The 10845-nt window shown below is 64.9% G+C and carries 8 protein-coding genes and 4 pseudogenes; 7 read left to right on the top strand and 5 right to left on the bottom strand.

Annotated elements, in window-relative coordinates; all coding sequences use genetic code 11:
- Positions 1-62: 62 nt before the first annotated feature.
- Positions 63-533 carry a hypothetical protein gene (locus AC3EO7_RS17550; protein ID WP_431970054.1) on the bottom strand — a complete coding sequence of 157 codons (471 nt, stop codon included), beginning with the start codon at positions 531-533 and terminating at the stop codon, positions 63-65.
- A gap of 1246 nt (positions 534-1779) precedes the next feature.
- Entirely contained in the window at positions 1780-2619 is an 840-nt protein-coding gene (locus tag AC3EO7_RS17545) for an SDR family oxidoreductase (protein WP_435591769.1), read from the bottom strand.
- Between the two features lie 92 nt (positions 2620-2711).
- Between AC3EO7_RS17545 and AC3EO7_RS17540 the strand changes: the two genes are divergently transcribed.
- The gene (locus tag AC3EO7_RS17540; protein ID WP_435591768.1) at positions 2712-3068 is read left to right on the top strand and encodes a winged helix-turn-helix transcriptional regulator; all 357 of its coding nucleotides are present in this window, start codon (positions 2712-2714) and stop codon (positions 3066-3068) included.
- A gap of 227 nt (positions 3069-3295) precedes the next feature.
- Here the strand turns inward: AC3EO7_RS17540 and AC3EO7_RS17535 are convergent, their stop codons facing one another.
- The gene (locus AC3EO7_RS17535) at positions 3296-4249 is read right to left on the bottom strand and encodes an NAD(P)-dependent alcohol dehydrogenase (protein WP_435591767.1); all 954 of its coding nucleotides are present in this window, start codon (positions 4247-4249) and stop codon (positions 3296-3298) included.
- 306 nt (positions 4250-4555) lie between these two features.
- Here AC3EO7_RS17535 and AC3EO7_RS17530 point away from each other — a divergent pair.
- The 3 genes and pseudogenes from AC3EO7_RS17530 to AC3EO7_RS17520 form a co-directional block, all read left to right on the top strand.
- Positions 4556-4986 (top strand): annotated as a pseudogene (locus AC3EO7_RS17530) (VOC family protein).
- A gap of 324 nt (positions 4987-5310) precedes the next feature.
- Positions 5311-6234 (top strand): decaprenyl-phosphate phosphoribosyltransferase, encoded by a 924-nt coding sequence (locus AC3EO7_RS17525; protein WP_431970058.1) that lies wholly within the window; start codon positions 5311-5313, stop codon positions 6232-6234.
- A 133-nt stretch (positions 6235-6367) separates the two neighbouring features.
- Positions 6368-6743, top strand: a pseudogene (locus AC3EO7_RS17520) (ISL3 family transposase); the annotation flags it as partial.
- A gap of 514 nt (positions 6744-7257) precedes the next feature.
- Here AC3EO7_RS17520 and AC3EO7_RS17515 read toward each other — a convergent pair.
- Together AC3EO7_RS17515 and AC3EO7_RS17510 are read right to left on the bottom strand one after the other, a co-directional pair.
- The gene (locus AC3EO7_RS17515) at positions 7258-7890 is read right to left on the bottom strand and encodes a DUF3558 domain-containing protein (RefSeq protein WP_431970059.1); all 633 of its coding nucleotides are present in this window, start codon (positions 7888-7890) and stop codon (positions 7258-7260) included.
- A 372-nt stretch (positions 7891-8262) separates the two neighbouring features.
- Entirely contained in the window at positions 8263-9366 is a 1104-nt protein-coding gene (locus tag AC3EO7_RS17510; protein ID WP_435591766.1) for a DUF6630 family protein, read from the bottom strand.
- Positions 9367-9694: 328 nt separating this feature from the next.
- On the opposite strand from AC3EO7_RS17510, the pseudogene AC3EO7_RS17505 reads away from it, so the two are divergent.
- The 3 genes and pseudogenes from AC3EO7_RS17505 to AC3EO7_RS17495 all read left to right on the top strand — a co-directional run.
- Positions 9695-10132 (top strand): annotated as a pseudogene (locus tag AC3EO7_RS17505) (hypothetical protein); the annotation flags it as partial.
- Positions 10069-10358, top strand: a pseudogene (locus tag AC3EO7_RS17500) (MmyB family transcriptional regulator). The pseudogenes AC3EO7_RS17505 and AC3EO7_RS17500, both read left to right, overlap by 64 nt.
- Positions 10359-10475: 117 nt before the next feature.
- Positions 10476-10790: a hypothetical protein gene (locus AC3EO7_RS17495; protein WP_431970061.1), complete on the top strand. Its 315-nt coding sequence runs from the start codon at positions 10476-10478 to the stop codon at positions 10788-10790.
- Positions 10791-10845 lie beyond the last annotated feature (55 nt).

Below are 10845 nucleotides of genomic sequence, written 5' to 3'. Positions count from 1 at the left end.
TCGCGCGCCAGGACAGCTTGGCCGGGCGCCTCGGAGGCACGCGCGCTCATGCCAATGTCATGTCACTTCAGCCGACTCCAGACCAGCCACTGCTCGCGGTAGGCGTGCTGTTGCTCGACAGTCGAAACCTTCGACGCGGGCGCAGGCGAAAATATGTACCGGTAGCCGCGACCTCGCGACACACCTGCGATTGCAGTACGAAAAACGTTACGAAGGCCGCACCGGTAGCGGGCCCACAACTCGAACCCACCACCCATCTGACTGCTCATCGGGGTCGGCCAATACTCCGGCCGTGCGCCGACAACCAGAAATCGAAAACCACTGCGCTCCGGGAGTTTTCGCACCGCCGCGAACCCATCGAACACATCGTCGCTATCAGCGACCCATTCCCCGCCCGCCCCATCGGTCAACGTGACTCGCCACCGACCTGTTTCAAGGGCTCTCGCTGTCACCGGCCAGCGCTGGATGCGTCCGTCGGGCGAACGCACCGCCACCAGATCGCGGCATTCGCCGCGCAACTCATCAGACGTCACAAGTCCCCCTGACCACCGCCATTTCAACAGCTACCGCGAGACTGGGGGCAGGAGCCGCCCGCTGAGGACGGGACGGTCGTCGAGGTAATACCGAGGCACCCCGACGCCGAGGTTCTCTGCAAGCCTGTAGAACATTCCGCGGGACCCCAAGGGGCAGTATTCGTGTTCTTCGGGTCGGGCGCCGAGGGCCTGCATCTCGGTGTCGAAGCGGTGAGAGTCGCTGCCTGTCCGTGCGAAACGTCCGTGCTGTCGAGTCTGGTGATGAGGCGGCCGTCCTCGGCGTACTGGAACACCACTCCCGGTTTCCCGGTGGCGTGCAGCTCCAGTGCCGCGGTTCCGATCGAGGCGCGCAGCACCAGTCCTCGGTCATCGAGGGATTTCCGACTGCCGTGCTCCTCAGCCCAGGCCCAGCTTCGGTAATGCCCTGCGCTGACCACATATCCGCCGTGTACGTAGAGAAGGTTGCCCAGCTCGTGGTGGAAGTCATCCGGCCCGCGTATCGACACGGTGTTTGGTCGACGCCCATCCGCTCCAATAGCTCTCGGGCGTTGATCTGACGCGCGAAGGTGAGGCTGACCAGCGGCAGATCCGCGTCGTACATCCACCCCAGGCCACCGGTCGTGGTGTTCACGATGCCCCCGGTTCGTTGATCGCGATCAAGGTCGGGAAACACAGTCCATGATCATGAAACCAGGCGTCGTCATCAGCTGAAGCAGTCACAGCGGCTGACACTGCCACGAGCCACCGACATCCATGACCGGGCCCGCGCGAGACCGTCGTCTAGAAGCGACGGCCACTCCGGCGGATAAGCCGGTTCCATGCGCCGGGCTGTTGCGGGACTCGATGGAAGTCCAACGTCTGGAAATGCCGCTGTGCGCGCGGTCATGAACGTCCGCTTCTGCCTGCGGGTTCAGGCGGTCATCGCAACGCTTGGTTGAGTGCTTCTGATGGTGTCTTGAAGCCGAGGGTTTGTCGAGGTCGTTGGTTGAGTTCGTCGGCGATGGCATCGAGGTCGGTTTGGGTGTAGTCGCGCATGTCGACGGTGCGGGGAAGGTATTGGCGGACGAGACCATTGATCCGCCCGGCTGGGGCGAGCCCACATGTGGCGAGGCGGCAGAATGTACATGCCAACGAGGGTGGGCCGCAGTGTGTCCGAAGGGGGCTCACGAATCCAACTCGGCCACAGCATGATCCGACATCGCCGGACATGCCTACCAGTGCCGAACCATGCGACTGCGGTTGCGTCTCAGCGGAACGCGGCGATATTGCGAGCGACCCAGTCCGCGAACGGGCGCGGGGCACGACCGAGGACCTGCTGCACGTGCGGGCTGATCCGCAGTTCGGAGGGGCTCGGTGAGCCGATGATGTCCAGGGTGTCATCAGCGAGTTCAGCTGGTACGAAACGGATCATCTCGGCCTTGGCCTCCTCGCGGGTGAGGTCGTGGAACCGCACTGGCGAGCCGAGCGTGGCGGCGATGGTCTCCGCCTGCTGGCGCGGGGTGATCACCTCCGGCCCGGTCAACTCGTACACGCCACCGGTGTGCCGGTCGTCGAGTAGGCAGGCCGCCGCGACCTCGGCGATGTCGGCCGGGTCTACGATCGGCACCCCGATGTCTCCGAAGGGCGCGGCGACCACCTGTCGCGTGCGGACCGATTCCGTCCAGGCAAAGGCGTTGGAGGCGAAGCCACCCGGGCGCAGGATGGCCCAGTCCATGCCGGACTCTCGCGCCGCGTCCTCCACCGCGCGCATGGCGACCCGCGTTGTCCCGAGCGGCCTGGTCACCACGCCCTGCGAGGACAGCAGGACGATCCGGCGGATGCCGCTGTCGGCGGCCAGTCCGATGATGCCGGCTGGCTTGGCCCCGGGGGCATGCAGGTCGCCGGACAGCAGCAGGAACAGCGCTTTCGCCTCTGCCAGTACTGGTTTGAGGCCCGTCGGCTCAGCGAGGTCGACAGTCACGTGCCGCACGCCGTCCGGTACGGCCACCGTGTTCCGTGACACCGCCGTCACCTGTTCACCAGCCTCGGCCAGCGCCCGCGTCAACGGTCGGCCGATGTTTCCGGTAGCCCCGGCCACCACAATCATGTTCAGCTCCTTTGTCGGATGTGCACTGTGGACATGACGCTAGGAGCCGGGCTGACAATTGGTAAGGACATACCTTTGAGTAAGCTCATGACATGGTGGGAGGTGCGCAGCCAGCACAGGCCGAGGCGGGCAAGCGGTATGAGGTGTTTCACACCGACTGCCCCGCGCGTGATGTGCTCGACCACATCACCAGTAGGTGGGGCGTCTGGGTGCTGATCTCCCTGCGCGGCAACGACCTTCGGTTCTACGAGCTGCGCGAGAGCATCCGCGGCATCAGCGAGAAGATGCTCGCCCAAACCCTGCGCGCGCTGGTACGGGACGGCCTGGTCTGGCGCGAGGTCGAGCCGACGACCCCGCCCCAGGTCACCTACAGCCTCACCCAGTTCGGCCGAGACATCGGCGAACCGCTCGAGGAGCTGTTCGACCGGATCGGCCGCAGCCGTCCTTGACTCTCGCGGGCATAGGTGCCCGGTCGATGCTGGTGTACACGCGCGTACGAATACGGCTCGGCGAGCGTTCGCGAACGCACGCACATGCCGCGATCCGCGCGATCCTGAGGGCAGGGCGCCAGCCGCCGAACACACTCAACTGCCGCCCACAGCGCTGAGCGAAGCGGCCACGTCGTGGTAGGCGGCGGGCCAGACCGGTTGCGGCTCAGAACATCCGGTAGTGCCGATCAGCGGATCTCGACCACCACTTTGCCCAGGGCGCGTCCCGCACCGACGTGGGCCAGCGCGTTCGCGGTCTCGTCGAGGGGGAAACTGCGGTCGATGTGGATACCGATACGTCCCGCGACACACGACTCCGCGAGGGGTGTGAAGTGCGCGGGCCCTTCCTTCACCGCGAGGACCCCGAGCCCGCGGCCGGTCACCATTCCGGCGACCACTCCGACCGTCGTCAACCGCAGCAACGCGCGCGTGGTGCCGCCCACGCAGCGGTACCGGCCGCCACGCGCGACCGACCTGCGATAAGCGAAGACCGACCGGTGGGCGACGAGGTCGAGTACCCGGTCGTACGGTCCGGTTCGGGTGAAGTCCTCAGCGCGATAGTCGATGACCTCGTCGGCGCCGAGCGTGCGCATGAACGCCAGTTTGGCGGCGTTGTCCACCCCGGTCACATGCGCCCCGGCACTCTTGGCCAACTGGATCGCAAACGCTCCGGAACCGCCGCCCGCTCCGTTGATCAACACCGACATACCGGCTGCGATGCCGGCCGTGCCCTGCAGTGCGATCGCCCCCGCCTGTGGCAGCGTCGACGCCTCGGCGAAGCTCAGCGACACCGGTTTGTGAGCCAGCGCCGATTCAGGAACCACCGCATATTCCGCGAACCCGCCCTTGAGCATGAGATTGTCGCCGTAGACCTCGTCACCCGGTGCAAACAGTGTGACCTCGGAGCCGACGACTTCGACCCGTCCGGCGATATCGGATCCGAGAACCGGGCGTCTGGGTGCCCGGAGCCCGCCGATGCGCGAATACAGCGGCGTCCCCCGCAGTGTCTCCCAGTCGGAGAGGTTGATCGACGTCGCGTGCACTTGGACGAGCACCTGTTTCGGCCCTGGGGAAGGCGCTGGGACCTCCACGACCGACAGCACCTCGGGGCCGCCGTAGCGGTCGTACACGACGGCCCTCATGCGATTCCAGCACCGAGGATCGAGCGACAGCCTGACACACGACAAACTCTAGTCGGCGGGCCGCCCCGCGACCGGCGAACTGTGCGTCGGCATTCGGCGCGACTCGCCGAACCCTCTCCCGCAAACCAGCAACGTCCTGTATTACCGCGTGACGCGCGGGTCCGACAGGCCACGCGAAACACCCCAAAGATTAACGGGCCGAGGCTATCTCGACATCCACCAACGCACTGAAATGCCGATGACCAGATCTGCGGCTCGATGTAATCCGTTGGTGGACACTGCAGTTCGCACTACGGTCTACCAGCTATGGACGTCCCAGTACCTGATTGCGCCACAGCCCGGATCGACTGCGTAACAATCGACTCCGCAGACCCAACTCGACTTGTCGACTTCTGGGGAACACTGCTCGGCTACGTTCGCCTGGAGAACTTCACCGCCTCCATCCGCATCGGCCCGTCGGACGGTCGTGGCCCGGTGCTGCTCTTTACTCCTCAGCAACCGGCACCAACGTCGAAGAATCGGCTCCATTTCGATTTGCGCCCACACGATCGCGAGGCGTGGACAGGGCTCTCGCGCTCGGCGCGACCCGAGCCCAGTGGGGTTCGACGATCGAATCATGGACAGTGCTTGCGGACCCGGAGGGCAACGAATTCTGCGTTCTGCAGTCGGAGCGTGACTACGCCGCCTTCGCAGCTCGCCGACGAGGCGAAGCCACCGTCGCCCCGACGGATGACTGACGCGCAGCCGGCGCGCCTGGCGCTGAAACGCAGCATAATCAGCGTAAGGCGTTTTGTGTCAAGCGGTTCCACTAAGTATGCCGATGTGCGGACCTTCATGAACGGGAGTGCTGGATTTGTGGCTCTTCACAGTCGAGGGTGTAGTCGGGGGTCCGCTGCCCCGCCGCAAGGGAGGCGGAGTGATGCTCCTCGGTCGGCGGTTGATGTCGCTGACGAACACAAAGTCTCGTGAAAACGCGTCACAAACTGCCGTGACACGTGCGGGCCGGTTAGTCTTCTGACCGGGTGAGCTATGGAGCGTAGGGGAAGGCGGGGCCACCGAACATGACGAGTAACCTTCAAACGACGCGAGATCAACGAGCGGGCACCACCAACCTGGCGGTCGGTGTAATCAAGGCGATGCGACCTCGGCAATGGATCAAAAACGTGCTGGTGGTCGCTGCACCGTTGGCGACGCTCGGTGGCCACGTGCATTACGACTACCGCGACGTCCTCTACAAGGCCGGCATCGCATTCGTCGTGTTCTGTTTGGCGGCGTCATCGATCTATCTGATCAACGACGTACGCGATGTGGACGCAGACCGGCAACACCCGACCAAGCGGTTGCGGCCTATCGCGGCTGGCGTTGTCGCGCCCACGCTGGCGTACGCGATCGCTGTCGGGCTGATTGGTACTTCGTTGGCTATGGCACTGGTCACCGTGCCAGCGCTCGCACTGGTGATTGCGGTCTATCTCGTGATCCAGCTCAGTTACTGCTTCGGCCTCAAACACCAGGCGGTACTCGATATCGGCATCGTCTCCTCGGCCTATCTCATCCGCGCGGTCGCCGGCGGTGTGGCGACCGGTATCCCGCTGTCTCAGTGGTTCCTGCTGGTGATGGCGTTCGCGTCGCTGTTCATGGTGGCAGGCAAGCGCTACGCCGAACTCCAGCTCGCCGAACGCACCGGCGCCAAGATCCGCAAATCGTTGGAGAGCTACACCGGCACCTACCTGCGATTTGTATGGACGATGTCGGCTACTGCCGTCGTCGTGTTCTACGGGCTGTGGGCGTTCGAACGCGACGGGCATTCCGGGCAATGGTTCGCGGTATCGATGATCCCGATCACCCTCGCGGTCTTGCGGTACGCCGTAGACGTCGACAGCGGGACTGCCGGCACACCTGAAGACATCGTCCTGCGCGACAGGGTGCTGCAGCTTCTTGGTGCTATCTGGATCGCGACCATCTGCCTCGCAATATCGGTTGCTTGAATACGTTCGCTTGGCCCCGTTGGCTTCGCAGATGATGGTGTAGAAAGCGCCAGGCGCGTCGCTGGCTCGGCAAGACCGTGGTCTTCCGACGATCGAGGTTCACACGCCGCCGATCCGGAAGACTCGACCTTGTCTGACGGACGCTACCTGCTTCGCCTGCCCCGACCTGACCACGTTCTGCCGCGTCGACGAACTCGGCTTGCAGGTCGTCGGGCAGCGACTCGACACCGATCGCGCGGTGCTGGCCTGCCGGGTCGTCGACCCCGACCAGTGGTGTCGCCGATGCGGTTGCGAGGGATCACCACGCGACAGCGTGACCCGGCAGCTGGGCGCACGAGCCGCTGGCGTGGCGACCCACGACGCTGCTCGTCACGGTCCGCCGCTACCGATGCTCCGGGTGCGGACACGTGTGGCGCCAGGACACCAGGCGCGCGGCCGAGCCGCGGGCCAAACTCTCGCGCCGCGGCCTGCGGTGGGCATTGGAGGCGATCGTGTGCCAGCACCTGACTCGAAATGCCTCCTGGGCGCTGACTGAATCGGCCGACCCGGTTGGTGGTGGAACTGAGAGAGGAATTCTGAGCTGTTCTTCGTGCTGCTCAGGCGACATGGAGTACGTAGTGCGCACATCTTGCCGGGGTGAGATATCGGTTACACACTCCTCAAATGCCCGCATATTGAGACGGAGACGCAATGTCGTCTCTCCCCTGCCACAGCCCCATGATTCGGCGCGACGAGAGCGGGGATCGTGGTTGATCGGCTAGGCAGTGGTGGAACAGCTACCGCCGGTCCGCGGAACCTGGACACCGAGTCCAGCGCGGACGGAGGTCCCCAGAACGGTCTTCAACCACATTGCCATCACCAAGTCGGTATAAGCATCCTGAAATGCCGATGAGCGGTCGAATCGGCCCTTTGATCCCTGGGTTCACGCAGCAGAACTGGCACTGACAGGGGCGTGGGTCGGTGTGTCCGAGAATAGGCTTCGGGCAAAGATGAGCAGGACCATTGCACCCGAGCGTCAGTGCGTCAGGGTATGTGGTTGACCAGGGAGTTAGCGATGCGCTGGGCATCGTCGCAGGAGTTGAATCCGTCGGTGCCGCCCTGAGGGTTCCAGATTCGTGACGCCAAGAGCAAAATGTCACCACCGAAAGACGCTGGTACCGCGATGTAGCACCCGAGCTTGTGAGTGTCTTGCGCCGCACGGAATTGCTGAGATTTACGGCCGGCCACCGTGACCGAACTGAAGTCGACGTACTTACCGGTCTGGCGCAGCTCACCTACCGGCATGCCGTAGGCCGTGACGTAGAACTCGAGCGCGTTGTCGGCGGTCTTCCATTTGCAGGACTTCTCGGTGGGGAAACCGGGATTCGAGATCGGTTGCTCGCTGGCGACGTTCAAGCCCGCACTCGCGAGCGCGGAATCGGGAGTGTCACAAGGGTTCCAGCTGCCGGCGGGCCGATCCGTGTCCGTGCCCGGCGCCGCCGTCGTGGACTCGGACGCGACGGTCGTCGCCGGGGCTGGAACCGATGTCGGCGCCGCTGTGGTCGCGGTGACTGCATTGGCCGAGGTGACCGTGTTGTTCGGGGTGCTCGGCGCGGACGTGCTGTCATTCGAGGCGGGACCACATCCGGCAAGCAGCAGTGCGGCACCGAGTGCCATCGCTGCGACGCTGATCGATCGCGTTGTCGTACGACTCATGAATGCATATTCGCGCCTCGGAACAGGTTGTTACACAGGATCATTGCAGAGCTGAAGACATCAGAAAGTCAGCGGTCCACGTGTTCCGCCGCCAAAAGGTGCTGATCATCTCCGATTAGCCGGCTATCTGCGCGCCGCTTACGGGTCGAGCCGAGCAGATCGGACCGCGGCCTGCCGAACGCACGCAAATGCCGATTTCAGGATGGGTCGAGCTGTCCCTGGCCGGCTTCTACCGTGTGCGGTTGCGCTGTGGCCCAGGCGCGGAACGCGACCACCCACTCCCGCCCTGGGGACGGGATAGCGGGCGGGGATTTCGGGTGCCGATCCGACGCGTCAGGTGAGCCGGTCCGGTCCGGCCTCCTCGGGTGCCTCGGGGCTCTCGAGCGACGCCGTGATCGCCGCTCCGGGGGCTGCACTGACCTTGTGGCCGTTGGCTATGGCCCAGGCTCTGATCGCGCTGCTCGCGGCGCTGTCTTCTGGGCTCACCTGCGGCGTCCAGCGGCCATCCCGCACGCTTTCAGCGCTCATCCCGTGTGCGGTGAGAAGCCGCGAGAGCTGTTCGAACTCGGTCGGTGTCACGAAGGCCAGGTAGTAGTCTTGCCCGGATTCCAGCGACGCCAGGACAGTACCGAGGGCGAAGGCGTGCTCACCGATCTGTTCGAGGAACGCTTCGATGTAACCGACGCGATCGTCGGCTGGCACGACGAAGGTGGCGGCCCAATCCCAGGGCAGCGCTGTGGGATAGGAGCTCAGCGATGTCAACTGCTCGCGGACAGACTGGAGATCGGCCTCGCGGGAGATGACCGCCATATCCGCGGTCCCGTTTGGAAATTCGGCGTCGCGAAACGATTCGGCGCCCTCAGGGGTGAGGTGTGCCCGTCGTTGGGCCATGATGGCCCGCACGCGGAACTCGGCATCGGGTTGCCGGCGGGCCCAGTCATGGGAGTAGGCCGCGTCCTGCGAGGTCTGGCGCACTATGCGGTCCGGTTCGGGCGGGGCGGGCCAGAACTGTAGGAGGTAACGGTCCAGTACTGGCTCATCGTCGAGCCTGACGTCCTTCTCTCGTGCCTGGTCCATGCCCTGCGCGCAGTACCGCACCCGGTAGTCGAGCCCTTCTTTCAAGTCCAGTTCCCAGGAGTCCTCGCCTGCCCACTGCACCAGGAAGCTTCGATCCGAGAGCGGGTAGAAGGAGACCTCCACGACGTCTTCCCATGCCGGATCCAGCGGGGGAGCCTGGCCGCGCACTTCGACGGTGAAGCCGACGTCGCCGGTGTGCAACCCGGTGTGCAGGAAAAGCGCGCCGGGTACCGCGGCGCCGCACAGTCCTGAGTTCTGTCCGGCGAACGCCTCGTGCATGCGCGGGCCGTAGCCCCCAAAGGCACTCTCGACATAGATCTGGCTGTAGGAGACACCTACCTCGCCATCGAGCCTGAACACTTCTCACACCATCCCAACCGGCGAGAGCCCACCATCGCCGGGCCGCGAGGCCCCAAATAGCGAGGGGGCGTTCATCTCAGCAGGGTCGGTGCCGACCAGCTCGAGGGCGAAAGGGCCGTCAGGAGTGTGGTGCGGTCTGGTTCGGGAACGGGTCATGCACGGCAGCGTAGAGAAGCCCACTGACACGGGGCTCCCGAACTTCGCGGCATGAACATTCTGAAGCGGTTCACAGAATGCGGCATTTGCTCGGTGCGCATCGGCGACCGCCGACCGGGCGGCCTCGCAAGGGTTCTCAGAGCAGCTCAGGCAGGATCGGCTCAACGCATACAACGCCTTTGCGGACGCTGCTGTCGAGTATCGAAGCGCGGAGAACGACCGATGGTTTCGCCTCCAGGAGGGCGATGACGGAGCTACTCGATCGGCCGAACAGACTGCTCATTCGAAGCGAACCGTGGCCCGAAGTACGCTCCTTCGCATCGGCTTGCCGACGAACGACACGCGATTGCGAGAGCTCGGCAGCGAAGCCATTCAGGTATGCAGGTCGATCTCGCGCGCGAATAGTCCCGAACAGCGGGAAGAGCGCGGTGATCAAGCCAAGGCTCTGATCGATACATTCGTCGAGCGCGCCGCGGCTCAGGTTCAGTCTCCGTCAACCCAACGGCGAGTACCGGATACATCGACTGGTGGGCGCGGGCCCGAGACGTGGTGGCCTTCCTCCGGGTGGATGCGGCGCGCCCAGCGGTTTCCCCGGCCGCCCAAGCCCTGATCGAGAAGCTGTCGGCAGCCAGCCACGAGTCCGCCAGATCTGGGTCGAGCACGACATCAAGGCTCCGGAGCACGGCAGCCACCGATACCGGCATCCGCTGATCGGCGAGCTCGAATTGACCTACGAGACACTCCAACTGCCCGGCCATCCCGACCTCGCCTTGGTCGTGCACACCGCAGAGGAGGGTTCCCCCGCCCAGGAAGCCCTCCGCATCCTGATGCAGTAGTCCCCTCCATCGCCGCACCGACACACTGGGCCGCGTGGCCCACCCCGATGCCCGCACCCTTACCCTCGATACGATCGCGGCGGCCCATCCGCTCGACCAGGTGACCAGGAGGAGCAGATGAACGCCACCGTGCTACGGACCGGCCTCGGCATGGCGGCCGCCGCGCTGCTGCTGGCGGGCTGCACCGATATCGAACGGGCCCTCAACAAGGGCGGCGACACACCGTGCAACGAGTACGTCACCCAGGATCCCGACACCAAGCGCATGACGATCACGAAGTTCGTCAAGCAGCAGACCGGGGACGACCGCGAGCCCGCGGGCACCGTCGTCGACGCCACCATCATCTCCGTCGACCTGCTCTGCGCGACCCAGCGCAATGCCGAGACGCCGATCAAGAACGCCGACGTGGCGGGCATCTTCCTCAACAAGTAATCCGCACGCGATGCCGTCACGCACGGTGTGCCCGCCGGTCGGCTCCGGCCCGGAA

Source organism: Nocardia sp. bgisy118 (assembly GCF_057708605.1).
Note: the sequence above shows the minus strand (reverse complement) of the source record. Positions and strands in the feature narration are given on the sequence as shown.